This window comes from Synechococcus sp. HIMB2401 (assembly GCF_042883245.1).
Classification (GTDB): domain Bacteria; phylum Cyanobacteriota; class Cyanobacteriia; order PCC-6307; family Cyanobiaceae; genus Parasynechococcus.
Genome location: NZ_JBDJKK010000005.1, coordinates 138,366 through 162,752, shown reverse-complemented (window position 1 = coordinate 162,752; position 24,387 = coordinate 138,366). Strand labels below are relative to the sequence as shown.

Annotated in this window: 19 protein-coding genes; 6 read left to right on the top strand and 13 right to left on the bottom strand. The window is 61.7% G+C overall.

Annotated elements, in window-relative coordinates; genetic code table 11:
* The first annotated feature begins 245 nt into the window (after positions 1-245).
* The gene (locus AAXE93_RS11660; RefSeq protein WP_390130915.1) at positions 246-1,835 is read left to right on the top strand and encodes a photosystem II high light acclimation radical SAM protein; all 1,590 of its coding nucleotides are present in this window, start codon (positions 246-248) and stop codon (positions 1,833-1,835) included.
* Here AAXE93_RS11660 and AAXE93_RS11655 read toward each other — a convergent pair.
* The 3 genes from AAXE93_RS11655 to AAXE93_RS11645 are packed head-to-tail and all read right to left on the bottom strand — an operon-like array spanning position 1,775 to position 4,246.
* Positions 1,775-2,647 (bottom strand): CPBP family intramembrane glutamic endopeptidase, encoded by an 873-nt coding sequence (locus tag AAXE93_RS11655; RefSeq protein WP_390130914.1) that lies wholly within the window; start codon positions 2,645-2,647, stop codon positions 1,775-1,777. The genes AAXE93_RS11660 and AAXE93_RS11655 overlap by 61 nt on opposite strands.
* Positions 2,648-2,651: 4 nt before the next feature.
* Positions 2,652-2,972, bottom strand: a complete 321-nt coding sequence (gene clpS, locus AAXE93_RS11650) for an ATP-dependent Clp protease adapter ClpS (protein WP_115161566.1) — start codon at positions 2,970-2,972, stop codon at positions 2,652-2,654.
* A gap of 47 nt (positions 2,973-3,019) precedes the next feature.
* Positions 3,020-4,246, bottom strand: coding sequence for an LL-diaminopimelate aminotransferase (locus AAXE93_RS11645; RefSeq protein WP_115161565.1), 1,227 nt, complete (start codon positions 4,244-4,246; stop codon positions 3,020-3,022).
* 53 nt (positions 4,247-4,299) lie between these two features.
* Between AAXE93_RS11645 and AAXE93_RS11640 the strand changes: the two genes are divergently transcribed.
* The 3 genes from AAXE93_RS11640 to AAXE93_RS11630 all read left to right on the top strand — a co-directional run bounded on the left by AAXE93_RS11640 (position 4,300) and on the right by AAXE93_RS11630 (position 9,766).
* Positions 4,300-6,963, top strand: coding sequence for a TIGR03960 family B12-binding radical SAM protein (locus tag AAXE93_RS11640; protein WP_390130911.1), 2,664 nt, complete (start codon positions 4,300-4,302; stop codon positions 6,961-6,963).
* 257 nt (positions 6,964-7,220) lie between these two features.
* A complete protein-coding gene (locus AAXE93_RS11635) occupies positions 7,221-9,161 on the top strand; it encodes an Rne/Rng family ribonuclease (RefSeq protein ID WP_390130909.1) in 1,941 nt (646 codons plus the stop codon).
* Between the two features lie 5 nt (positions 9,162-9,166).
* A complete protein-coding gene (locus tag AAXE93_RS11630) occupies positions 9,167-9,766 on the top strand; it encodes a ribonuclease HII (RefSeq protein ID WP_390130907.1) in 600 nt (199 codons plus the stop codon).
* Here the strand turns inward: AAXE93_RS11630 and AAXE93_RS11625 are convergent.
* Positions 9,713-10,309, bottom strand: a complete 597-nt coding sequence (locus AAXE93_RS11625) for a DUF1997 domain-containing protein (RefSeq protein ID WP_390130905.1) — start codon at positions 10,307-10,309, stop codon at positions 9,713-9,715. The genes AAXE93_RS11630 and AAXE93_RS11625 overlap by 54 nt on opposite strands.
* A gap of 31 nt (positions 10,310-10,340) precedes the next feature.
* On the opposite strand from AAXE93_RS11625, the gene pheA reads away from it, so the two are divergent.
* Positions 10,341-11,183: a prephenate dehydratase gene (pheA, locus tag AAXE93_RS11620; protein WP_390130903.1), complete on the top strand. Its 843-nt coding sequence runs from the start codon at positions 10,341-10,343 to the stop codon at positions 11,181-11,183.
* Between the two features lie 3 nt (positions 11,184-11,186).
* Here pheA and AAXE93_RS11615 read toward each other — a convergent pair whose 3' ends face one another.
* From AAXE93_RS11615 to AAXE93_RS11575, 9 genes are all read right to left on the bottom strand, one after another.
* Entirely contained in the window at positions 11,187-12,119 is a 933-nt protein-coding gene (locus AAXE93_RS11615; protein WP_390130902.1) for a methyltransferase domain-containing protein, read from the bottom strand.
* Positions 12,119-12,754, bottom strand: coding sequence for an LON peptidase substrate-binding domain-containing protein (locus tag AAXE93_RS11610; protein WP_114987187.1), 636 nt, complete (start codon positions 12,752-12,754; stop codon positions 12,119-12,121). The genes AAXE93_RS11615 and AAXE93_RS11610 overlap by 1 nt, the downstream gene beginning before the upstream one ends.
* Before the next feature lie 56 nt (positions 12,755-12,810).
* Complete coding sequence (rpsJ, locus tag AAXE93_RS11605) at positions 12,811-13,131, bottom strand: 30S ribosomal protein S10 (RefSeq protein ID WP_011363346.1); 321 nt, start codon at positions 13,129-13,131, stop codon at positions 12,811-12,813.
* A gap of 121 nt (positions 13,132-13,252) precedes the next feature.
* Positions 13,253-14,452 (bottom strand): elongation factor Tu, encoded by a 1,200-nt coding sequence (gene tuf / locus AAXE93_RS11600; RefSeq protein WP_115080435.1) that lies wholly within the window; start codon positions 14,450-14,452, stop codon positions 13,253-13,255.
* Positions 14,453-14,496: 44 nt separating this feature from the next.
* On the bottom strand, positions 14,497-16,572 hold the full coding sequence (fusA, locus tag AAXE93_RS11595; protein WP_114987193.1) for an elongation factor G: 2,076 nt from the start codon (positions 16,570-16,572) through the stop codon (positions 14,497-14,499).
* A gap of 89 nt (positions 16,573-16,661) precedes the next feature.
* Positions 16,662-17,132: a 30S ribosomal protein S7 gene (gene rpsG / locus AAXE93_RS11590; RefSeq protein WP_006849937.1), complete on the bottom strand. Its 471-nt coding sequence runs from the start codon at positions 17,130-17,132 to the stop codon at positions 16,662-16,664.
* Between the two features lie 41 nt (positions 17,133-17,173).
* Positions 17,174-17,548, bottom strand: a complete 375-nt coding sequence (gene rpsL / locus AAXE93_RS11585; protein WP_006850614.1) for a 30S ribosomal protein S12 — start codon at positions 17,546-17,548, stop codon at positions 17,174-17,176.
* Positions 17,549-17,621: 73 nt separating this feature from the next.
* The gene (locus tag AAXE93_RS11580) at positions 17,622-17,948 is read right to left on the bottom strand and encodes an iron-sulfur cluster assembly accessory protein (protein WP_114987195.1); all 327 of its coding nucleotides are present in this window, start codon (positions 17,946-17,948) and stop codon (positions 17,622-17,624) included.
* A gap of 34 nt (positions 17,949-17,982) precedes the next feature.
* The gene (locus AAXE93_RS11575) at positions 17,983-19,668 is read right to left on the bottom strand and encodes a phosphodiester glycosidase family protein (protein ID WP_390130896.1); all 1,686 of its coding nucleotides are present in this window, start codon (positions 19,666-19,668) and stop codon (positions 17,983-17,985) included.
* A 102-nt stretch (positions 19,669-19,770) separates the two neighbouring features.
* Between AAXE93_RS11575 and gltB the strand changes: the two genes are divergently transcribed.
* A complete protein-coding gene (gene gltB, locus AAXE93_RS11570; RefSeq protein ID WP_390130894.1) occupies positions 19,771-24,372 on the top strand; it encodes a glutamate synthase large subunit in 4,602 nt (1,533 codons plus the stop codon).
* Positions 24,373-24,387 lie beyond the last annotated feature (15 nt).

The window sequence follows — 24,387 nt, the reverse complement described above, 5'->3', positions numbered from 1 at the left end:
TTGGTGGAGGTGACCCACTCACAGAAGGCCTGCCAGCTGGAAGCGCCGGAGCGCTGCTGGAGGGTGGTGGTCATGAGAACGGAAAGAAATGTTCCCGAAGGAACGGTTTAAGGAAGGGCAGGACAGCCCTGCCTGTTCGGGATTGTAAAGGAAGTTTGCGCTGTGTGTCGCTGGCTTGATGAAGTTGTTGTGAAGAGGCCCTCGGCTCCGTTGGCGGCAGCGCTTGTTAGCGTCCCGAAAGCCCTATGGCAGCTGACGTGGCACCACAACAAGAACGGGTGTTGCTAGTGCGGCTGCCCTGCAATCCGATCTTTCCGATCGGGCCGATCTACCTCGCCGACCATCTGCACAAATGCTTCCCGGAGATGCCTCAGCGCATCCTGGATCTCGCTGCTCTGCCGGTGCTGGATGTCCATCGCGTGCTGGACGCCACAGTTGACCAGTTCCAGCCGACGCTGCTGGTGTTCTCGTGGAGAGACATCCAGATCTATGCGCCGGTCGATGGGCGGGGGGGCAACCCTCTTCAGAATTCGTTCGAGGTCTTCTACGCCCGTAACCCTCTGAAGCGTCTGCATGGAGCCTTGGGTGGGCTTCAGTTAATGAGCAGTCACTACGGCGAGCTGCGCAGAAACCAGCGTCTGGTGCGTCAAGGCCTGAAGCGTGCGCGCCGCCACCAGCCTGCGGCCAGAGCAGTGCTTGGCGGTGGAGCTGTCAGTGTGTTTTACGAGCAACTCGGCAAATCGCTCCCCAAAGGAACGGTGGTCTCCATCGGTGAGGGTGAGCCGCTGCTCGAGAAGTTGATTCAGGGCCACTCCCTCGAGGGCGAAAGATGCTTCGTGGTTGGCGAGAAGCCGCGTTCAGGCCTGATCCATGAGCAGCCGGAAAGTCGGCCCAAAACCGCCTGCAATTACGACTACATCGCTTCGATCTGGCCCCAGCTCGACTGGTACCTCGAAGGCGGTGACTTTTACGTTGGAGTTCAGACCAAGCGCGGCTGCCCCCACAACTGTTGTTATTGCGTTTACACGGTGGTGGAAGGCAAGCAGGTGCGCCTCAACCCCGTGGATGAGGTGGTGAAAGAGATGCGCCAGCTGTACGACCGCGGGGTTCGTGGTTTCTGGTTCACCGATGCTCAGTTCATACCCGCGCGGCGCTACATCGAAGACGCCAAGGAACTGCTGCGGGCGATCAAAGCCGAAGGGCTGACCGGCATTCGTTGGGCCGCCTACATCCGCGCCGACAATTTGGACCCCGAATTGGCTCAGCTCATGGTGGAGACGGGCATGAGCTATTTCGAGATCGGCATTACATCCGGCTCACAGGAGCTGGTCCGCAAGATGCGCATGGGCTACAACCTCCGCACCGTCCTGGAGAGTTGCCGGATGCTGGCGGATGCGGGCTTCCGGGATCACGTGTCGGTGAACTACTCCTTCAACGTGATCGATGAACGACCGGAAACGATCCGCCAGACCGTGGCTTATCACCGAGAGCTGGAGGCCATTTTTGGCGCTGATTTGGTGGAGCCAGCGATCTTTTTCATCGGTTTGCAGCCCCACACCCACCTTGAGCAGTACGGGTTTGATCAGGGTCTGATCAAACCGGGTTACAACCCAATGAGCATGATGCCTTGGACGGCACGCAAGCTGCTCTGGAACCCCGAGCCGATGGGGAGCACCTTTGGCCGGGTGTGTCTTGAGGCCTTTGATTGCAATCCTGCGGATTTCGGTCGCACGGTGATGTCACTCCTCGAAAGGGATTACGGAGTGGCTTCGCTTCAGGACGCTCTTCGTGCTCCGGTGGAAGGCCGCAAGGCGTTGGCAACGGCTGTTCGCTGAATCAGCAGAAGGATCAGCAAACTGAGGATTCCGATTAGTCCCCCCAGAGGATTCGGGGAATGGCCTCCTGGCCCCACCAACCACGGGGGGGCATTGGGCGATAGCTGAAGCAAGCCGTTCTGAAGCAGAAACCATCCAGCGACAAGCCCGCCATGCAGACCGATGCAGCCCCAAAGTGACCCCCGGTCCGATTGACGCTGTCTGGCCAGCACCATTCCCAGTAGAAAAAGGCCGATCAGCAGGCCACCCATGGCCCCCAGCCCCAGGTTGAAGCGTGTGTGAACGAGGCTGAAGATGCCTGCTTGAGCCCAAGCTGCACGACGCGAGCCAATTATTTCTTGCAGTTCCGTCCAGAGCCAGCTGCGGAAAATCAATTCTTCTGCGAAGCCAACGCCGAGGCAGAGCAACACGGCATTCGTGAGCTGAGTTGCATCCACTTCGCCCCGCCAATTTCCCGATCCATCGATCAGAACAACACTCGTGATCACCATCAGCAGCCCTGCGGCAATGAGCAGACCCTTGAGAAGAGCAGCTGCTGGCGCGGGTTTTTCCTGTGGTTTGGCTCCGCGGATACCCAGGGCCTCCCAAGGCCGTGGTTCGGACCACCGCAAGGCTGCCCATCGGGGCATCACCAGGAGGAACAGCACAAAACTCAGCACCGTTCCGGTGAGTGAGAGCTGATCCGTTGGAAGGCCAAGCAGCGTCAGCGGAACAGCGGCAAGCCAGCCCAGTGCATAGAGCAGAGGGATGAACAGAACCGTGGGCAGCCAGGCTGGCTGAATCAGGAGGAACCTGTTCAGCGGTTGCTTCATAGCTCTAGTTCTCAGGCTCGATGGAGCTGGTCAAGCCTTTGGATTTCAGCGTCTCGCAATAGAACTCAGCCGGTTCGATGTCGCAGACGATTACCAAGCCCACTCCAGTGTTGTGGGCTTCCAGCATCACGGCCATGCAGTCCTGCTCGCTGAGTTGAGGCACAACCTGCTGCAGGGTGGCCACCACGTATTCCATGGAGTTCACCGGATCGTTGTGGAGCAGCACCTTGTAGCGAGGCGAGCGCTTGCGAACCCGTTCCGGCGCTTTGTCCAAGACAGCTGCACCACCTGGTTTTTGGCTGGGAGAGTCCACCGCCATGGCCATTGATCCGAAGCGATTGAAATCTAAAGGCAATGCGAACGGGGAGCGGCTCACAGGGCTTTGATGCGGGCCATGGCCTCATCCACATTGGCCCGGCTGTTGAAGGCCGACAAGCGGAAATACCCCTCGCCAGCGGCACCGAAACCGCTGCCGGGTGTGCCCACCACGTTGGCTTTGTTGAGCAGATGGTCGAAGAATCCCCAGGAATCCATGCCCTCTGGGGTCTTGATCCAGACGTAGGGAGCGTGTTCGCCGCCATAGACGGTGAGGCCTGCAGCACTGAGTTCGCGACGAATGATCGCGGCGTTCTCCATGTAGAAGCTCACCAGGGCCTTCACTTCGGCCTGACCGGCTTCGGAGTAAACAGCCTCAGCTCCGCGCTGGATGATGTAGCTCACACCGTTGAACTTGGTGCTCTGACGTCGGTTCCATAGTCCCCAGAGTTCCACCGCTTCGCCGTTGGCCGCTTTGCCTTTCAGCCCTTTGGGCACCACGGTGAAGGCACAGCGGGTACCGGTGAAGCCAGCGTTTTTGGAGAAGGAACGGAATTCGATGGCACAGTCCCGGGCTCCTTCGATCTCGAAGATGGAGTGGGGGAGTTCAGGGTCCTGGATGAAGGCCTCATAGGCAGCATCGAAGAGGATCAGTGCGCCATTGGCGCGGGCGTAGTTCACCCAGGCCTGGAGTTGTTCCCGGGTGGCGACGGCACCGGTGGGGTTGTTGGGGAAGCAGAGGTAGATCAGGTCGACCGGTTCACTGGGAATCTGCGCTGCAAAGCCGTTGTCTGCGCTGATCGGTAGGTAGGTCAGTCCCGCGTAGCGACCGATCTCTCCGGCTTCCCCGGTGCGGCCAGCCATCACGTTGCTGTCCACGTACACCGGATAGACGGGGTCCGTGACGGCCACCTTGTTGCCCTCGCCGAGGATGTCGAGGATGTTGCTGCTGTCGCACTTGGAGCCGTCGGAAACAAAAATTTCCTCGGCACTGATGTCGCACCCTCGGGCTTGGAAGTCGTTTTTGGCGATGGCCTCCCGCAGCCAGCCGTAGCCCTGTTCCGGGCCATAGCCATGGAAGCCTTCGGCGGTGCCCATCGCATCGATGGCGGTTTTCATGGCTTCACGGCAGGCCAGCGGCAGGGGTTCCGTGACATCACCGATGCCCAGGCGGATCAGCGCTGCCTCGGGATTGGCGCTGCTGAATGCTTTGACGCGTCGACCGATCTCAGGGAACAGGTAGCCCGCTTTGAGCTTGAGGTAGTTGCCGTTGACCTGAACCACGGAATCGGGAGCTATTTCTGCGGGGCATCCTGCCGTGTCGGCAGCTCCATACGATGACCTCAGGAGTCAGGACATCCGACGTGGTCGTCTCATCCCTGGATCACCCGGTTGGTTTTCATGCCCTGGTGGACAGCGGCATCAACAAACCGGCCCGCTACATGGGGCACGAGTTAGGGGTTGAACCACGGGACTGGCAGACAGCGTCGGTTCGCTGGGCGCTCACCTACCCCGAGATCTACGAGGTTGGCTCCAGCAACCTGGGCCACATCATTCTTTATTCGATCCTCAATGCCGTCCCCGGGCAGTTGTGTGATCGCGCCTATCTTCCAGCGGCTGATCTGGCAGGCCGCTTGCGGGAACGTTCCCAGGCGTTGTTTGCCGTGGAAAGCCGTCGGCCTTTGCCGGCCTTCGACATCCTGGGTTTCAGCCTCAGTTACGAACTCGGCGCCACCAACATCCTTGAGATGCTGGATCTGGCGCAGGTACCCATCCGCGCCGCTGATCGGGGCGACGTGCCCCTGAGTGATCCTGCAGCACCTCCTCTGATTTTCGCTGGTGGGCCCACCGCCACCAGCAATCCAGAGCCCTATGCCCCGTTTTTCGACTTCATCGCTCTGGGTGACGGTGAGGAGCTGTTGCCCGAAATCGGTCTGGTGGTGGCGCAAGCCAAAGCGGATGGATTGACGCGATCGCAATTGCTGCGGGATCTGGCCCAGGTTCCCGGCGTTTACGTGCCTGCGCTCTATGGAACGGGCGCCGATGGGGTCACCCTCGAGCCGCTTCATCCTGATGTCCCGGCACGGGTTCTTCGCCGTGTGGCGACGCCAATGCCCCACTACGCCATGGGTCTTGTGCCCCATGTGGAAACGGTGCATGACCGTCTCACGGTGGAGATTCGCCGCGGTTGCACCCGGGGTTGTCGCTTCTGCCAGCCCGGAATGTTGACGCGACCGGCTCGGGATGTGGAGCCCGAAGCGGTGATCGAGGCAGTGGAGACCGGCATGAAACAAACCGGCTACAGCGATTTCTCGCTGCTCTCCTTGAGCTGCAGCGACTATCTGGCGCTGCCGGCGGTGGGGGTGGAGTTGCGCAACCGCCTGGCGGATCAGAACGTCACGCTTCAACTGCCCAGCCAGCGGGTGGATCGCTTCGATGAAGACATTGCCCACATCCTTGGCGGCACGCGGAAAGCGGGTCTCACCTTCGCCCCGGAGGCCGGGACACAGCGACTCCGCGACATCGTCAACAAGGGCCTCACCGATGACGACCTGCTGCATGGCATCCGCACGGCCATGCAGAACGGATACCGCAAGGTGAAGCTGTACTTCATGATCGGCCTCCCCGGTGAGACGGATGCCGATGTTCTCGGCATTGCCGAGACCTGCGTGATGCTCCAGCAGCGTTGCCGTGACCTGGGTCGGCTGAACCTGAACATCACGATCAGCAATTTCACGCCCAAGCCCCACACCCCTTTTCAGTGGCACAGCGTCTCCACGGCTGAGTTTGAGCGGCGCCAGGTGCTGCTCAAGGAGGCCTTCAGGCGTTTGCGCGGCGTGAAGGTGAATTTCACCGATGTGCGGCTTTCGGCCATGGAGGATTTTGTGGGCCGCAGCGATCGGCGCCTTGCCCCGGTGATCGAGGCGGCCTGGCGAGCTGGTGCCGGCATGGATGCCTGGTTCGAGTCGCTGGATCGCACCTACGCCGCCTGGACCGGAGCCATCGCGGATGCCGGCCTGGAGGGGCGTTACCGGGAGATGGAGGTGGGGGGCTGGAGTGCTGTGGCTGCGCTGGATCGGGAGGATCTGGAAGCGTTCTGTGCTCAGCCGCTCCCCTGGGATCACATCGACACCGGCATCGACAAAGCCTGGCTGGCGGACGATCTGCAACGGGCTCTGGCAGCGGCGGTTGTGCCCGACTGCTCCTTTGATGGTTGCAGCAGTTGTGGGGTCTGCGGCCCGGATCTCGGGCACAACGTGGTGGTTCCCGCTCCTGAGGTGCCAACCCAGGTGCCGACCCAGGCGCCGCCCAGTGAACGGGTGTGCCGGATCCGGGTGCAATTCGCCAAAACGGGATCGATGGCGCTGCTCAGCCATCTTGATCTGATGCGCATGCTCGAGCGGGCCTTGCGTCGCAGTGCGCTTCCGATCAGCTTCACCGGTGGGTTTCATCCACTGCCGCGGATTCAGATCGCTTTGGCACTTCCCCTCGGTGCTGAAGCCCAGAGCGAGTGGATGGATCTGGAATTCACCGAGGCTCTGGATCCCAACCACTTCCGCAAGACGCTTCAGCCGTTGCTGCCGGAGGGCATTCAGCTGCTGGCGGCAGCCGAGGTTCCCGTCAGTGGCAAGAGCCTTTCGCAAGAACTGACGGGGGCCATTTGGTGTTTTGATCTCGTGCCGCAGGAGCAGGCCCCGATGCCATTGGATTGGAATGCGGCGGTGAATCAGCTCCTGCAGGCCACAACCTTGGTTTGGCACGACACCGACAAGAAGGGCCGCCCTCGGGAACGGGATTGCCGCCCCGCGTTGAAGGCGCTGCAGGTGACGGATCAGAACGCCAATGGATCCGTTCGGCTTCGCTTGGAAGCGGCGGTGGATGAGATGGGCCGAAGCTTGCGCCCTGCTCAGATTCAGCACTGGCTGGCTGAGACCGTGGGTCAGCCCTTGCAGGTGCAACGCTTGGGGCGAGAGGCCCTGCTCCTCAGTGCGCAGTGCTAATTTGGCTACAGAACAGGTGTTTCGTCCATCGGGGCCAACCTTGTTCCGGTCTTGTCTGATCCAATACGGATATCGAGGTCCACATCACGGCTTGCACGGCGGTCTTTTTTGGAACCCCCAAGCCTGAGTCATAGGAGTTCTTGCTCCGCAACCTTTTGGTCTCGCTGACCAGCTCAGATCTTTCCATCAACCCGTGAGGGAGAACCAGCAGGTTCCTCAACGGATTTGGCCCTCAATCGGGCTCAACCAGTCCTGTTATGCCCCAGCAAATTGTCATCGCGGAGCAGCTGCGCATCGCAGCAGTGCTGACCGATGAACGTGTTGATGAACTGATCGTCGCGCAGGGTCGTTATCAGATCGGAGATGTCTATTTAGGAACGGTAGAAAATGTTCTGCCAGGCATTGATGCCGCCTTCGTCAATATCGGTGAGAGTGAGAAAAACGGGTTTATCCATGTCACCGATCTTGGACCGCTGCGTCTGAAGAAAGGTTCAGCTGGGATCACTGAACTTCTGGAGCCTCGCCAGAAGGTTCTGGTTCAGGTGATGAAAGAACCGACCGGCACCAAAGGCCCACGGTTGACGGGAAATCTTGCTCTGCCAGGTCGCTACCTGGTGCTTCAGCCCCATGGCCAGGGGGTCAACATCTCCAGGCGCATCAGTTCTGATGCAGAACGGAACCGACTGCGTGCCCTTGGTGTTCTGATCAAGCCGCCTGGAGCCGGCCTGCTGATCCGTACGGAAGCCGACGGCATCAGCGAAGAGCTGTTGATTGAGGATCTGGAATCCTTGCTGCGCCAGTGGGAGGCGATTCAGCAAGCCGCTGAAACGGCTGCACCGCCGGTGCTGCTCAACCGCGATGAAGACTTCATCCATCGGATTCTGCGGGACCACATGGGCCCGGATCTGGCCCGGGTTGTGGTGGACGATGCCGCCGCTGTGAACCGTGTGAGCAGTTTCCTTGGTGCCGAAGCCGGCAATGTGCTGGTGGAGGCTCACAGTGAACCCAGCGAGTTGCTGGAGCACTACAAGGTCAATTCCGCCATCCGCGATGCGCTGAAGCCGCGGGTTGATCTGCCGTCCGGTGGCTACGTGATCATCGAGCCCACCGAAGCGCTCACGGTGATCGATGTGAACTCGGGCTCGTTCACACGATCGGCCAATGCGCGCGAAACCGTTCTGTGGACCAACTGTGAGGCGGCGATCGAAATCGCTCGCCAGCTCAAGCTTCGCAACATCGGTGGGGTGATCATCATCGACTTCATCGATATGGATTCCCGTCGTGATCAGCTCCAGCTGCTGGAGCATTTCACGACAGCCGTCCGTGACGACTCAGCCCGCCCGCAGATCGCACAGCTCAGCGAACTGGGCCTGGTGGAACTCACCCGCAAGCGTCAAGGGCAGAACATCTATGAATTGTTCGGTCGGGCTTGCCCCAGCTGTGGTGGTTTGGGCCATGTGGCCGTTCTTCCCGGCAAAGACCTGCTTCAACCTCTGGCAACGGCCACAGGATTGGTTCGCTCGGCGGCTTCTGCCCGCGCCGAAGTTGTTGCGCCCGGAGAGAGCAGTGGCAATGGCCGGCGGCGGCGCGGTGGTCGAGGGCGCGGCAGTCAGGATGCCGTCCTTCCTCTCGAGACATCCGACACCACAGCCCCTGAGGTGTCGACCCAAGAGGCTCAGGAGCCCGCAACCGCCCGTCGTCAGGACCCTGAATTGGTTGCCGTCCCGATGACCGACGAGCAACAGCAGCTGTTTGGTTGGCTGGGATTGAACCCTGCCCTGTTGCTGGAGGAGCCCCCTGCATCCGACAACGTGGTGGTCCGGGTTGTGCGTCCTGGCGAGGACGAGCAGGAGGTGCTGGAGGCGGCGCGTCAGCAATTGGCGGCCAGTTCCGGACGCCGCCGTCGTCGTGGCGGACGGGGTGGTCGTTCAGGGTCACGCAACGGGGCGAGTCAGCCCACTGCGACTCCTGCCGCTGAGACGCCTGTTGTCGTCACCTCATCCGCCCCGGATGAGTCGGCTCCCCTGATGGTGGAGATCACCCCTTTGGAGGCGGTGACCAACCTGACGATCACCGAACCAGAACCGGCCCCCATCAGCGAACCGGCTGAGCCCGAGCCTGTGGCCGTGCCGGAAACAGCTGAGCCTGATGAGCCTCGCCGTCGCCGTCGCCGCTCCTCGGCTGTCGCCACGGTCTGAGCCGGATGACCGCGCAGGACTCCCTCCCCCTCGGGCGGGACGTGGCTGGTGTGGATGAAGTCGGTCGCGGTTGCTTGTTCGGTCCTGTGTTTGCGGCTGCTGTTGTGCTCGAGAGCGCAGCGGCTCAAGAGCTGTTGAAGGCAGGGCTGACCGATAGCAAAAAACTGTCAGCCAAGCGTCGGGCTGCTCTGGTTCCGGTGATCCAGTCGCTGTGTGTGGCATCCGGTCTGGGCCAAGCGTCAGCGCGCGAAATTGACGCCTGCGGCATCCGCGTTGCCACGGAACGCGCCATGTTGCGGGCGCTGCAGCGATTGCCGCAGCGCCCTGGGCTCGTGCTGGTGGATGGCAACCTTCCCCTTCGGCTGTGGCAGGGCCCGCAGCGCACGGTGATCGCAGGGGACAGCCGATCAGCGGCCATTGCTGCGGCGAGTGTTCTGGCCAAGGAGGCCAGGGATGCACTCATCCGGCGCTTATCGGCTCGCTTTCCTGGTTACGGCCTCGAGCGCCATGCGGGCTACGGCACGGCGCAACATCGTCAGAGCTTGATGGCCTCAGGTCCTACGCCCCTGCATCGGCACACGTTCTTGAGGCGTCTGCTCGGTTGAGCCTTGCTCGTCGGTTTCCCGGCACCAGCTGCGGTAGTCGTCGATCAGTTGCTGGCCAACCCGGGCTTTGATGCCAATGAGGATGCCACTCAAGATTGATTCGCCCGTTGATTCCAGCACCCGTTTGGGGATCAGCTTGAGCAGCGATGGCTGGCTGACACTTACCGAAAGATGGGCATGTCCCCGAAGTCCGTCGGGTGTGGAAGTCAGCCGTGCTTCCAGGTTCAGGGCGAAGTCATCAACAATCCCCAGACCCTCCAGTTCGCAGTCGAGGGCCTGCATCACCAAGGTGTCGCCTTCCATGTGGATCTGGAGGGACACCACGGGTTTCACGTGGAGCTGGAAGACCTGCAGGCTGGTCACCACATAGCGGTAGCGCCCTGACTGCAGGCGGGTGAGCTGTTTGGCATCCAGCAGGGCCCCAAGGACGCGCTCCTCCTCCAGCAGGTAAGTGGGAAGCCGCTCTGCTCCGGTTCGGACAGGCAGATCAAGCTTTTGACTGGCTTCGAAGGCCAGGGGCATGGTCTTCACCTGACGCGGCATGATCTTATCGAGTCCATCCAGTGCGGCTTCGATGCCTACACGTCTCGCATTCCTTGGCCCAGTCGGGACCTATGGCGAGCAGGCCGCCCGGGTGTTGATCGAACAGGACGCTCTCGAGGATGTCCAGCTCGTTCCCTGCGTGGGGCTCCGATCGGTGGTGGAACAGCTGGCCGGCGGGCAGTGTGATGCAGCCGTTGTCCCGATCGAGAACTCGGTTGAAGGGGGGGTGACAGCGACCCTCGATGCGCTGTGGTCCCATCCGGAGCTTTGTATACGCAGGGCTTTGGTGCTGCCGATTCAGCACGCTCTGCTGGGGAGTGGGCCGCTCAGCAGAGTCACCGAAGTGCTCTCCCACCCGCAGGCTCTGGCCCAGTGCAGTGGCTGGTTGGCCCAGCATCTGCCCGACGCCTTGCAACTGCCCACCTCATCCACGGCTGAAGCAGCTCGCATGGTGGCGGGCAGTCCCTTCCGTGCTGCGATCGCCTCCCAGACCGCTGCCCGTGAACACGGGTTGGATCAGCTGGCGTTCCCGGTGAACGATGTTGCGGGCAATCGCACCCGTTTTCTGCTGCTGCGCCGTGGGCAGCGCAGTGAGCATGGCGATGTGGCCAGTCTGGCGTTCTCGCTGCATCGCAATGCGCCGGGGGCTCTCCTGGAGGCTTTGGCCTGTTTGGCTGAGCGGGGCCTGAACATGAGCCGGATTGAATCGCGACCGTCCAAACGGGAGCTGGGGGAATACGTGTTCTTTGTGGATGTGGATCTTTCGCCCGCTCCGTCAACGGCTCTGCAGGATCTGATCGGCCAGTTGCAGCCTCTGTGTGAGCATCTCGCTCATTTCGGTGCTTACCCCAGCAGCGATTTGAGCGGCTGTTGAGGATCAGCCCTTTCTGATCCGGAAGACGCCGAATTGCATCAGACCGGTGGCGAAGGCCCAGTGCATCAGCAGCAACGTCGGCGTTTCTCTCAGGCCTTGCAGGACCGCTTTCGGTCCCAGGCTGAGCACCGCCCAGGGACGGCGGACGCCCTCGATGATCGAGTCAATCCATGAGGGAAGTGTGGCCTGGGTCCAGTCACCGGTGACGATCTCGCCACGGCGGTGCACGCTGTTGTCGAGGTTCTGGCGGAAGCCCTTGATGCTGGCGAATTCAGGGTGGGCCCATTGGTTGAGCAGCTGACGCATCACCCAGCGTTCGGTTCGCGTCATGCCTCCGTCAGATGGATCCCGGCGGTTCCAGTCGGCCACTGCAAGCAGACCCCCCGGTCGCATCACCCGCAGCAACTCATCGGCATAACGCTGCTTGTCCGGCATGTGGGGACCGGCCTCCACACTCCAAACCGCATCAAAGCTCTGATCGGGTAGTTGAAGATCCAAGGCGTCCATCACCTGGAAGCGGCAGCTCAGGCCTGATGGGGTGAGTTGTGTGGCTCGTTCCACTTGGGCAGGGCTGATGCTGATGCCGAGAACGTTCAATCCGTAATCCCGCGCCAGGATTCGGGCACTGCCACCGATGCCGCATCCCACATCCAGCACCCGGCTGCCGGCGGGGAGTTGGTCCAGACCGCTCCATCGCACCAGCTCGTGGACGAAGGCTTCCTTGGCTTCGCGGAAGTCGCAGGAGCCGGGCGGGGTCCCGTAATGACCGAGATGGACATGCTCTCCCCAGAGCTGCTCCAGCAAACGGTCCTCCGTCCAGGCGTCGTAGGCGGAGGCGACGCTCTCCGACGATTCGTAGCGCCGGTCGCGGCGAAGCCAAAGTGCAACTCCGGTGGCGCCAACGGCGCCGGCTACCACTAACAGAGATCCCAACATCACTTCAGATCCATCAACACAGTGCGGGCTGCCAGTTGGCGTCGGGTGTGATCCAACATTTCAAATTGCTGACTCAACCGTTCGTGGGTGTCGGTTAGTTCCAGAAGACTCTGTTGCTCCGAGGCGGCCTGATCCAGATGGGCGCTGATCCAGAAGGAGAGCTCCCGCGGTAGATCAGGCAGATCGTCAGGCAGTTCCACCTCTCGGTTTTGCAGTTTGCTGGTCAGCTGAACGACGTCGCTCAAGGCTTCGCTCACCTTGTCCCGCAGGCTGTTGAGCTGGTCGGTGTCGGCCACGGGCTCATCCTCCAGCCAGCTCACCATCCCTGTTCGGTAGGGCGTTTCCCGCGTGATGTTGAGCAGCCGGAACCGCTGTTGGCCCAGCGAAACGATGTAGCTGCGACCGTCTTCGGTTGTTTGGTGCTGAAGCACCTCAGCGCAGCAACCGATTTCGGCCATTTCGCCGTTCTCGGGGTTGATGCGAACGATGCCGAATCGTTTGTCGGTCTCCAGAACCGTCTGGAGAAGCATCCGATAACGCGATTCAAAAATGTGCAGCGGCAGGAGCTGCTGCGGGAACAACACGACGTCCGGCAGGGGGAACAGGGGAAGCTCCCTCACAGAAAAATCGGACACGAACGCCGTGTTGTAGGCAACTGAATCCTAGGAAAATGAAGTTCTGATCGAACGGATCAGAGCTTCACTTCGATGTCCACACCACTGGGGAGATCAAGCTTCATCAGCGCATCGATGGTTTTGGCCGAGGGGCTGTAGATGTCGATGATCCGACGGTGGGTGCGGGTCTCGAAGTGCTCGCGGGAGTCCTTGTCCACGTGGGGAGAGCGCAGAACGCAGTAGATCTTGCGTTTCGTGGGCAGGGGGATCGGACCGATCGCGGTTGCAGCGGTGTTATCGGCCGTTTCAATGATTTTCTCGCAAGAAAGATCGAGCATGCGGCGGTCGAACGCCTTCAGGCGGATGCGGATCTTCTGCTGAGCGATGGCAGTGGACATAGGAAGGGAGCGAAAAAGCTTCGAGATCGAAGCAGGACTTCAGTTGTCGAGGTTCTGAGAAATGTAGGAGATGGGGGGCTGAGCCCCTCCATCTCCTGCCGTGTGGTTCAGCTTGCGCTGATCACTCGATGATCTTGGAGACCACGCCAGCACCGATGGTGCGGCCGCCTTCGCGAATAGCGAAGCGCATGCCTTGCTCGATGGCGACGGGGCAGATCAGCTCACCGGTCATCTGGATGTTGTCACCAGGCATAACCATTTCCACGTTGGAACCGTCTTCCGCGGTGAAGGCAGTGATTTGGCCGGTCACGTCCGTTGTACGGATGTAGAACTGCGGGCGGTAGCCAGCGAAGAAGGGAGTGTGGCGGCCGCCTTCTTCCTTCTTGAGCACGTACACCTGACCCTCGAACTTGGTGTGAGGGGTGATGGAACCGGGCTTCACGAGCACCATGCCGCGCTCGATCTCTTCCTTCTGGATGCCGCGCAGCAGCAGACCAACGTTGTCGCCAGCCATGCCTTCATCGAGCAGCTTGCGGAACATTTCCACACCGGTGACGGTGGTCTTGCGGGTGTCCTTGATGCCGACGATTTCGATCTCTTCGCCGACCTTGACGATGCCGCGCTCGATACGGCCGGTAGCCACGGTGCCGCGACCGGTGATGGAGAAGACGTCTTCCACTGCCATCAGGAAGGGCTTGTCCACTTCCCGCTCAGGCTCAGGAATGCTGGCGTCAACAGCCGCCATCAGTTCCTCGATCTTGGCTTCCCACTCAGCCTCGCCCTCGATGGCCTTCAGGCCGGAGACCTGAACCACGGGGATGTCGTCGCCGGGGAAGTCGTAGCTGGAGAGCAGTTCGCGGATCTCCATCTCCACCAGTTCGATGATCTCTTCGTCATCGACCATGTCGCACTTGTTGAGTGCAACCACCAGAGCGGGAACGCCCACCTGCTTGGCCAGAAGGATGTGCTCCTTGGTCTGGGCCATGGGGCCGTCGGTGGCGGCACACACCAGGATGGCGCCGTCCATCTGAGCGGCACCGGTGATCATGTTCTTCACATAGTCCGCGTGGCCAGGGCAGTCCACGTGGGCGTAGTGACGAGTCTCGGTCTCGTACTCAACGTGAGCGGTGTTGATGGTGATGCCGCGCTCACGCTCTTCAGGGGCGCCGTCGATGTCGGCGTAGTTCTGAACTTCAGCCTGCCCCTTCTTGGCGAGCACGTTGGTGATCGCAGCGGTGAGGGTGGTCTTGCCGTGGTCAACGTGGCCGATGGTGCCGATGTTGACGTGGGGCTTGTTCCTTTCGAACTTCTCGCGTGCCATGGGTGTTTAAAGAATCGAGGGTTGGATTTGGAGGAGTTTAGAGATCAGGAATTGCCCTGATTCTTGGAAATGATGGCCTCGGCCACATTGCGAGGAACTTCGGCGTAATTGTCGAATTCCATCGAGAAAATGCCCCGGCCCTGGGTCATGGAGCGGAGCTCGGTGGCGTAACCGAACATCTCGGCAAGGGGCACCTTGGCCGAGATTTTGGACGTGCCGTCTTCGACGGACTGGCCCTCAACCTGACCTCGACGGGAGGACAGGTCGCCGATGATCGAACCAAGGAAATCCTCGGGAGCTTCGACCTCGACCTTCATCATCGGCTCAAGCAGCACAGGGTTGCACTTCTTGACGCCGTCCTTGAAGGCCATGGATCCGGCGATCTTGAACGCCATCTCCGAGGAGTCGACGTCGTGATAGGAGCCATGCACCAGGGTGCATTTCACATCGATGAGTGGGTATCCGGCGATCACACCGGATTCGCAGGTCTCCTTCATGCCCTGCTCGGCGGGCTTGATGTATTCCTTCGGAACGACACCGCCCACGATCTTGTTGACGAATTCGAAGCCGGAGCCGGGCTCGCCCGGTTCCATCTCGATCACAACGTGGCCGTACTGGCCCTTACCACCGGTCTGACGGGAGAACTTGCCCTCGCCACCTGCGGAACCACGAATGGTTTCGCGGTAGGACACCTGAGGTGCGCCGATGTTGGCTTCCACCTTGAACTCACGCAGCATGCGGTCCACCAGGATTTCCAGGTGGAGTTCGCCCATGCCGGCGATCACGGTCTGGCCGGTCTCGGAGTCGGTGTTGACGCGGAAGGTGGGGTCCTCTTCAGCCAGAGCAACCAGGGCCTTGGAGAGCTTCTCCATGTCGCCCTTGGTCTTCGGCTCAACAGCCACGGAGATCACCGGTTCAGGGATGAACAGGGTCTCGAGAACGATCGGATCGTCCTGGGTGCAGAGGGTGTCACCCGTGGTGGTGTTCTTCAGTCCGAGCACCGCACCGAGGTCGCCGGCACGCAGTGCGTCGACTTCCTCACGGTCGTCAGCCTTGAGTACCACGAGGCGGGAGATGCGCTCCTTCTCGCCTTTGGTGGAGTTGAGCACGTAGCTGCCCTTCTCGAGGATGCCGGAATACATCCGAACGAAGGTGAGCTTGCCGTAGGGATCTGCCATCACCTTGAAGGCGAGGGCGCTGAAGGGGGCGTTGTCGTCGGACGGACGCACCGCTTCGCTGCCGTCGGGGAGCACACCCTGGATGGGGGGAACGTCGACGGGGGCAGGGAGGTAGTCGATCACAGCGTCGAGCACCAGCTGCACACCTTTGTTCTTGAAGGCGGAGCCGCAGAGCATGGGCACCAGGCCGTGCTTGAGCACGCCCTCACGGATGCCTTTCTTGAGCTCGTCAACGCTGAGTTCGCCGGTTTCGAGGAACTTCTCGATCAGCGCCTCATCGGTTTCGGCGACGGTCTCCATCAAGGTGTTCCGCCATTCGGCCACCTCATCGGCCATGTCGGCCGGCACCTCGGCTTCTTCGATGTCGGTGCCGAGATCGTTCTTATAGATGTAGGCCTTGTTGGCAACGAGATCGATGATGCCGCTCAGCTCACCTTCAGCACCGATCGGAAGCTGGATCGGAACAGCGTTGGCCTTGAGGCGATCCTTGATCTGGCCGTGAACCTTGAGGAAGTCCGCACCGGTGCGGTCCATCTTGTTCACGAACACCATCCGGGGAACCGAATAGCGATCGGCCTGACGCCAGACGGTTTCCGATTGGGGCTGAACGCCACCAACGGCGCAGAAGACGGCGATCACACCATCCAGCACACGCATAGAGCGCTCCACCTCAATGGTGAAGTCCACGTGGCCAGGCGTGTCGATGATGTTGATCCGATGGTCCTGCCAGGACGTCGAAATGGCAGCTGCGGTGATCGTGATGCCACGCTCCCGTTCCTGGGCCATCCAGTCGGTCACGGCGGCGCCGTCATGCACCTCGCCGATTTTGTGAACCACACCGGAATAGAACAGGATCCGTTCTGTCGTGGTGGTTTTGCCGGCATCGATGTGAGCAGCGATACCAATATTTCTGACGCGTTCCAGGGGGAAGTCGCGGGCCACAGGAAATTCTCCGGGGGTGGGGCGTGAAAAGGCGGGGAGACTCTACAGGCCAGCCATGAACATCTGTGTTGATGGTTGGCCTGCGAGGCTCAGTAGCGGTAGTGGGCGAAAGCCTTGTTGGCTTCGGCCATCTTGTGGGTTTCTTCGCGCTTGCGAACGGCGTTGCCAGCCTCGTTGGCGGCATCCATCAGTTCGCCAGCCAACTTTTGGGCCATGCTCCGGCCGTTGCGGGCACGGGAGAAGCTCACCAGCCAGCGCAGAGCCATAGCGGTGCCGCGCTCCTGGCGCACTTCCATGGGCACCTGATAGGTGGCACCACCAACACGGCGGGCGCGCACTTCCACTAGGGGGGTGGCGTTCTTAACAGCTGTTTCGAACAGTTCGAGCGGATCTCCGCCGGTGCGCTCGTTGATCAGGCCGAACGCGTCGGACAGGATCCGTTGCGCTGTCGACTTCTTGCCGTGCTGCATCAGGCGCACCACCATCATCGTGGCGAGGCGGCTGTTGAACTGCGGGTCGGGAAGAATCGGGCGCTTCTCAGCGGCGTTGCGGCGTGACATTAGGGATCAGAACTTGATGGGGATAGGGAAGAAACCGGTGATCACTCCTTCGGGGCCTTGGCGCCGTACTTAGAGCGGGACTGACGCCGGTCTTTCACGCCAGCGGTATCCAGGGTTCCGCGGATGATGTGGTAGCGGACGCCAGGGAGGTCTTTGACACGACCGCCGCGGATCAACACCACCGAGTGCTCCTGCAGGTTGTGACCGACACCGCCGATGTAGGCCGTGACCTCAAAACCGGAGGTCAGGCGCACACGAGCCACCTTGCGCAGCGCCGAATTCGGCTTTTTGGGCGTTGAGGTGTAAACGCGGGTGCAAACACCGCGACGCTCAGGGCAGGACTTCAAAGCCGGGGACTTGGTCTTGGCCTTGAGGCGTGAGCGCTCAGTGCGGATCAGCTGTTGGATGGTTGGCATCGATGGTCGGTGAGCGGTCGGACTCCCGACCTGATTCGACAATCGACCACGATACCGGGTGACGGTCCCCCCCTCAAAGGCGGCTGAAGGCACTGCCGCAGGCACAGGGTTCAACGCCATCGCTGTTGCGGATCAGAAAACCACCACCACTGAGGTCGCCGCGGTAGTCCAGGCAAAGGCCTTCAAGCAATTTGAGCTGTTCTGCAGGGGCGTGCAGGGTTACGCCATCGGCCCTTGCGATCGCAACGCCAGCCAGATGTCCTGCCCGGATGCGCAGCACATGTTGTGCGCACTCGCCGGGCGTGAGATCGAGATGCATCTGCCCCGGTGTTCCCGCAACGGCCGCCTGTCGCCCAAGCTCGGCAGCAGCGGCAGCGGTCAGCCGCAGATTGGCAGCCATGCTCAGTTCTTCGGGGCCCCCACTGTCGCAGGTCTCAGAGGGGGATGAGCCCCAGGCCGTTGTGGACTCTCGGGGTGCTGCTTCGGCCATTCATCACGGTGCGTCCGGCCACCACGAGGGTGGTGGAGCTGCCGCCATCCATGTTCAAGGCATCGCGCAGCCCCAGTTGCTGGGCTGCCAGGGCTGTTTCCACAAGGGTGGGATCACTGCCGGCAGCGCCACGCAAGGTCATCAGCCACTGACCGCTCGGCCCCTGGGCCACCACCGTTCTTGGTGCCGCCAAGCTCATGAAGTCAGGGCTGAATCCCTCCTGACGTCCATTCAGCACCACGTTGCCGTTCTGCATCAGCAGTGGACCGCCGCCCAGAACATTGGGTTGTTGCGCGAGGGGGGAGAGTGATTTTTCTGTCACTTGGATCCGATCCCCAGGCCGTGCTGGCAGCGGCGTGCGTCCCCGGGCCACCACCAATTCAGCGTCTTTGGGGATGGCGATGCCGCGTTGCAGGCTGTTCTTGTCGACCGTTGCTTCGACGCGGCCGCCGCGAATCAATAGTGCTTCCTCCTCGCCGCTCAGGGCCCGGTAGCGGGGCCCCCATGCAGGTGTGTAGAGGCTCAGCCCCTTCTGGACGTAGCCGCTGTTGAGGGCCATGAGGCTCCAACGGCGACCGTTGTTCACCTGCAGCGTCTGATTCAGACGCAGCCGGCCGAACTGCAGATCCCCTGAGGATCCCCAAGCGATCACACCGCGGTTCAGGATCGGACCGGACAGCCAGACCCCCTGATGCCGCACGGCCCCCAAGGGGAGTTGGTTGATCCGGTTGAAAAAGCCTCCGTTCACTGCGACCAGTGCCCCGGCGGGTTGGGAGAGCTGAGGCAGAAAACGCAGACCCTGTTGCTGCTCGGCTTTGACCAGAGGTTGAAGGGTGATGCCGAGACGGCTCAGCCGTCCGCCGGCACGGAACACCTGAATGGGTTTCACCCCCACCTTGATGGTGCGTTGCTCCAGGACGAAGCCCCGCCTCAGCCATTCGGCCACGGCTGGGTTGCGGAGGGGGAGACGTGCGCGCTGGACCGGGCGGCGACCACCGGTCTGCACACCATCCAGCACCACCCGCCAAGGGGACGCCAGGCTCAGGCTCCTCAGCTTGGTGGCTTGTCCCTTCAGCACAAGGCCGCCGTGGCGATGCAGCTGTGGCGAGAGCCCCCATGCCTTGAGTTGACGTTGCTGGGTCCGCGACAGCTTGAGCTCCAGCAAAAGGTCGCCGTTCAAGCGCTGCACCAGGGCGGGACCGTTCAGGTCCAGCACCAACCGATCGGCTGTTGAACCCTTGCCGCGGCGCAGGTTGTTCACCGTTGGTAGGGGCAGCCGAAGCTCCAGGGTGTTTTCCCTCACTTGGGCGCGGACGCCAGTCGCGGCCAGCCAGTCGCTCACTTCGAGGCCGACTTCATCACCGAGTGAACGGGTCGCCAATGCGGTCAATGCGACCGTTCGACCAAACCATTCCAGTGCTTCTCCATCGAGACGGGACACCCGCCGGAACCCCAGACGGGATTCCAGAACCTCCAAGGGCAGCCAAAGTTCCTCCGGTTCTGCGTCGCTGCCCCGCCAGAGCCAAACCGCTTTGCTGCGCTCTCTCCCGATCAGCACCTCCTCACCGCTCAGGTTCGGCACAGGGCGAAGCTCAGGCGGTGGCGCGGGAAGTGGGGCAAAGGCCAGCATGAAATGCCTTGGCGGAGAGGCGCCTGCCTAGGATCGTCCCTCGAGATGGATTCTGCAGAGCTCGAAGCTGCAGGCCCATGCGATCGTCCGGTTGAGTTCCCTATGTCTGACGCCATCCGTTCCGCTGTCTGGCCTTACTGCGACAGCCCTGCACCCGAGGTTGTTGCGGGCGAGAAGGATGCGTGTGGCGTTGGTTTCCTGGCTCAGCTCCAGGGGCAGGCCAGTCACTGGGTGCTGGAGCAGGCCCTGCGTGGTCTGGGATGCATGGAGCACCGTGGCGGTTGCGGGGGAGATGGCGACTCCGGAGACGGCGCGGGGGTGTTGTGTGAAATTCCCTGGTCGTATCTGAAAGCCGTCTGGCCCGAGGCGGCTGCAGCACGGGGCCTCGGCATGATGTTCATGCCGACCGATGCCAGCCGTCGTGCTGAGGTTCGGGGCCTGTGTGATGAAGAGGCCAAAGCCCTTGGCTTGCAGCCTCTGGGGTGGCGAACGGTGCCTGTCGACCCTGCGGTTCTCGGGCCTTTGGCTCGTGCCACAGCCCCCGTGATCGAGCAGTGGGTGCTGAATGGTGATGCCGACGACGCAAGCTTTGATGGCCAGCTGCTGCGGTTGCGGCGCCGTATCGGTGCCCGTGTGCGGGCCGCTCTGGGTGCTGAGGTGGCCCAGGACGTTTATGTCGCCTCCCTGAGCAGCCGGACGGTTGTTTACAAGGGAATGGTGCGATCCGAGGTGCTGGCGCAGTTCTACGCCGACCTGCAGGACCCACGATTTGAGGTGAGCTTTGCGGTGTACCACCGCCGTTTCAGCACCAACACCCTGCCGCGTTGGCCCCTGGCTCAGCCGATGCGGCTTCTGGGGCACAACGGCGAAATCAACACGCTGCTGGGCAACCTCAACTGGGCCAAGGCTTCAGAAGCCAGCCTCGAGAACGTTTGGGGTGAGGCGGCTGATGACCTGATTCCGGTGGTGAACCCTGCCTTCAGCGATTCCGCCAACCTGGACGCCACTCTGGAATTGATGGTGCGCAGTGGGCGGTCGATCACCGACAGCCTGATCACACTGGTGCCCGAAGCGTTTCGAAATCAGCCCGATCTCGACAGCCGTCCCGATGTGACGGCGATGTACGAATTCAACGCGGGCATTCAGGAACCCTGGGACGGCCCGGCCTTGTTGGTGTTCGCCGACGGCAAGCGAGTGGGTGCAACGCTCGATCGCAATGGGCTGCGTCCGGCGCGTTGGTGCACCACTGCTGACGGCTTCGTGATCATGGGATCGGAGACCGGCGTGGTGGATCTCAGCGGCAAGACGATTGTTCAGAAAGGTCGTCTTGGTCCGGGTCAGATGGTGGCCGTCGATCTTGAACGCGGCGAGTTGCTCGACAACTGGTCGGTGAAGGAAGACGCGGCGAAGCGCTTCCCTTATGCCGATTGGCTGCAGAAGCATCGCCGCGGCGTGGCCCCCCAGCCCTGGACTCAGGACCGGCAGGTGGGTGAACTCGATCTGCTGCGGTTGCAGACCGCGATGGGGTTCACCGCCGAAGACTTCGATCTGATCATCGAGGACATGGCTGCCCTCGGCAAGGAGCCGACCTACTGCATGGGCGATGACATCCCCCTGGCGGTGCTCTCCAACAAGCCCCACCTGCTTTACGACTACTTCAAGCAGCGTTTCGCCCAGGTCACCAACCCTCCGATTGATCCCCTGCGGGAAAAGCTGGTGATGAGTCTGGAGATGCACCTGGGTGAGCGCCGGCCCGCCCTGAAGCCCCAGCCGGAAGCTGCCTCCGTCATTCATCTGGAGACGCCCGTTCTGAACGAGGCGGAACTGGCGGCCATCAGTGAGCAGGGTTTGCCCGTCAAGACGGTGTCCACCCAGGTAGCTGTTGAGTCGTGTGCGGGAGGCCTGCAACAGGCCATCGCGGCGCTGTGCAGTGTTGCCGAACAGGCGGTGCGTGACGGAGCCCAGGTTCTGGTGCTGTCTGACCGGGTCGATGGCACGGGGGCGGCTGCCCCGCTGACCCCCACAACGGTGGCGATGCCGGCCTTGCTGGCCGTGGGTGCTGTTCATCACCATCTGCTGCGCCAGAAGCTGCGGCTGCAGTGCTCTCTGGTGGTGGATACGGCCCAGTGCTGGAGCACCCATCACATGGCCTGCCTGATCGGTTACGGCGCCAGTGCCGTCTGCCCCTGGCTCACTTGGGAGACCACCCGCCACTGGCTGGATCACCCCAAAACCAAGAAGCGGATCGAACAGGGCAAGTTGCCCGCCCTGGATGCCAATCAAGCCCAGGCCAACGTTCGTGAGTCGCTGGAGAACGGCCTGCGCAAGATCCTCTCCAAGATCGGAATTTCATTGCTGGCCAGCTACCACGGCGCTCAGATCTTTGAAGCGATCGGCTTGGGAGCGGATGTGGTGGAGACCGCCTTCACCGGAACGACCAGCCGTGTTGCCGGCATGACGTTGGCCGAGCTGGCGAACGAAACGCTCTCGATGCACGCCAAGGCTTTCCCTGAGCTCAACCGCAGCAAGCTCGAATTCATGGGCTTCGTTCAGTACCGCAGTGGTGCTGAGTACCACCGCAACAATCCCGAGCTGTCGAAGGCGCTCCATAAGGCGGTGGCTCAGGGCCCTGGTTACGACCACTTCTCCACTTACCAGGCCTTGTTGGAGAACCGACCGGTGATGGCCCTGCGGGACTTGCTGGAGTTCAAGTTGGCTCCTATCCCAGTGCCCCTGGATCAGGTGGAGAGCGTCGAGAGCATCTGCACCCGCTTCTGCACGGGCGGCATGAGCCTGGGCGCTTTGTCCCGCGAAGCCCATGAAGTGTTGGCCGTGGCGATGAATCGCATCGGCGGCAAGAGCAACAGCGGTGAAGGCGGCGAAGACCCTGCCCGCTTCCAGATCCTCAAGGATGTGGATGGCGAGGGCCGTTCCGCTTCATTCCCCAGCATTGGAGGTTTGCGCAATGGGGACACCGCCTGCTCGGCAATCAAGCAGGTGGCTTCAGGTCGTTTCGGTGTGACGGCGGAATACCTGCGCAGCGGCAAACAGCTGGAGATCAAGGTGGCCCAGGGCGCCAAGCCCGGTGAAGGTGGTCAGCTGCCAGGGCCCAAGGTCGACAAGTACATCGCCTGGTTGCGCAACAGCAAGCCAGGTGTGGCCTTGATTTCACCGCCGCCACACCACGACATCTATTCGATTGAAGACCTGGCGCAGTTGATCCATGACCTGCATCAGGTGCATCCCGCTGCTCCCGTGAGCGTGAAGCTGGTGGCCGAGATCGGCATCGGCACCATCGCGGCGGGTGTGGCCAAGGCCAACGCCGATGTGATCCAGATCTCCGGTCACGACGGTGGCACTGGTGCATCTCCCCTGAGTTCGATCAAGCACGCCGGCAGCCCCTGGGAACTGGGCCTCACCGAGGTGCATCGTTCCCTGGTGGAGAACGGTCTGCGCGATCGGGTTCTGCTGCGCGCCGATGGAGGCCTGAAAACAGGCTGGGATGTGGTGATCGCTGCCCTTCTGGGGGCGGAGGAATACGGCTTCGGCTCGATCGCAATGATCGCCGAGGGCTGCGTCATGGCTCGCGTTTGTCACACCAACAACTGCCCTGTGGGAGTGGCCACGCAGAAGGAGAACCTGCGCAAGCGTTTCACCGGCATTCCTGAGCATGTCGTCAATTTCTTCTGGTACGTCGCCGAGGAAGTGCGTCAGCTGATGAGCCTGCTCGGCGTCAGCCGTCTCGAGGAGCTGATCGGTCGCACCGATCTGCTCCAGGCCCGCTCGGTTGATCTGGCCAAGACCAAGGGTGTGGATCTCTCCAGCCTGCTGGCCCCGATCAGCGGCGCCGAAGATCGCTCTTGGCTTCGCCACAGCGACGAGGCCCACGGCAACGGACCGATTCTTGAGGATCAGCTCCTCGCCGACGCTGAACTGATGGCTGCCCTGGAGAACCACGGTTCCATCAGCCGCAGCATCGAGATCATCAACACCGATCGCAGTGTCTGTGCCCGTCTGGCCGGTGAAATCGCCCAGCGCCATGGCAACCGCGGCTTCAAGGGACAGCTCGATCTCACCTTCCGGGGGGCAGCAGGCCAGAGCTTCGGGGCTTTCCTGGTGCAGGGCATGCAGGTTCGTCTGGAAGGCGAAGCCAACGACTACGTGGGCAAGGGCATGAACAGTGGTTGCATCACCCTGGTGCCATCAGACGGTTGTGCATCTCCCGGTGACCAGGTGATCCTCGGCAACACCTGTCTTTACGGGGCCACCGGCGGTGAGTTGTTTGCCCATGGCCGGGCTGGTGAGCGCTTCGGTGTTCGCAACAGCGGCGCCCGCACGGTTGTGGAGGGAGCTGGTGACCACTGCTGTGAGTACATGACCGGTGGTGTCGTCGTTGTTCTCGGCAGCACCGGCCGCAATGTCGGCGCTGGTATGACCGGTGGAGTGACCTTCCTGCTGGATGAGGAGGGGCGTGTCGCTCCTCGGGTGAACCCGGAGATTGTTGAGGTCTGCACCATCACCACCCATGAGCAGGAGTCGCTGCTGAAGGGTCTGCTGGAACGGCATGTGGCGCTCACGGGAAGTGAGAAGGCTGCTGCTCTCCTGGCCGATTGGTCTGCGGCGAAGGGTCGCTTCAAGGTGTTGGTCCCCCCCAGTGAGCGGGAGGCGATGGGATTGGCTGACAAGCAGGCTGTGGCGGCCTAGCGCCGTCCCCAGTCC

Bases quoted from the DNA above. Each gene is read 5' to 3' on its own strand.
- AAXE93_RS11615 (WP_390130902.1), bottom strand. From the start codon at position 12,119: ATGTTGGGATCTCTGTTAGTGGTAGCCGGCGCCGTTGGCGCCACCGGA.
- AAXE93_RS11640 (WP_390130911.1), top strand. From the start codon at position 4,300: ATGACCTCAGGAGTCAGGACATCCGACGTGGTCGTCTCATCCCTGGAT.
- pheA (WP_390130903.1), top strand. From the start codon at position 10,341: ATGCCTACACGTCTCGCATTCCTTGGCCCAGTCGGGACCTATGGCGAG.
- AAXE93_RS11660 (WP_390130915.1), top strand. From the start codon at position 246: ATGGCAGCTGACGTGGCACCACAACAAGAACGGGTGTTGCTAGTGCGG.
- tuf (WP_115080435.1), bottom strand. From the start codon at position 14,452: ATGGCACGCGAGAAGTTCGAAAGGAACAAGCCCCACGTCAACATCGGC.
- AAXE93_RS11625 (WP_390130905.1), bottom strand. From the start codon at position 10,309: ATGCCGCGTCAGGTGAAGACCATGCCCCTGGCCTTCGAAGCCAGTCAA.
- AAXE93_RS11575 (WP_390130896.1), bottom strand. From the start codon at position 19,668: ATGCTGGCCTTTGCCCCACTTCCCGCGCCACCGCCTGAGCTTCGCCCT.
- AAXE93_RS11630 (WP_390130907.1), top strand. From the start codon at position 9,167: ATGACCGCGCAGGACTCCCTCCCCCTCGGGCGGGACGTGGCTGGTGTG.
- clpS (WP_115161566.1), bottom strand. From the start codon at position 2,972: ATGGCCATGGCGGTGGACTCTCCCAGCCAAAAACCAGGTGGTGCAGCT.
- rpsJ (WP_011363346.1), bottom strand. From the start codon at position 13,131: ATGTCCACTGCCATCGCTCAGCAGAAGATCCGCATCCGCCTGAAGGCG.
- rpsL (WP_006850614.1), bottom strand. From the start codon at position 17,548: ATGCCAACCATCCAACAGCTGATCCGCACTGAGCGCTCACGCCTCAAG.
- rpsG (WP_006849937.1), bottom strand. From the start codon at position 17,132: ATGTCACGCCGCAACGCCGCTGAGAAGCGCCCGATTCTTCCCGACCCG.
- AAXE93_RS11580 (WP_114987195.1), bottom strand. From the start codon at position 17,948: ATGGCTGCCAATCTGCGGCTGACCGCTGCCGCTGCTGCCGAGCTTGGG.
- gltB (WP_390130894.1), top strand. From the start codon at position 19,771: ATGTCTGACGCCATCCGTTCCGCTGTCTGGCCTTACTGCGACAGCCCT.
- AAXE93_RS11655 (WP_390130914.1), bottom strand. From the start codon at position 2,647: ATGAAGCAACCGCTGAACAGGTTCCTCCTGATTCAGCCAGCCTGGCTG.
- AAXE93_RS11635 (WP_390130909.1), top strand. From the start codon at position 7,221: ATGCCCCAGCAAATTGTCATCGCGGAGCAGCTGCGCATCGCAGCAGTG.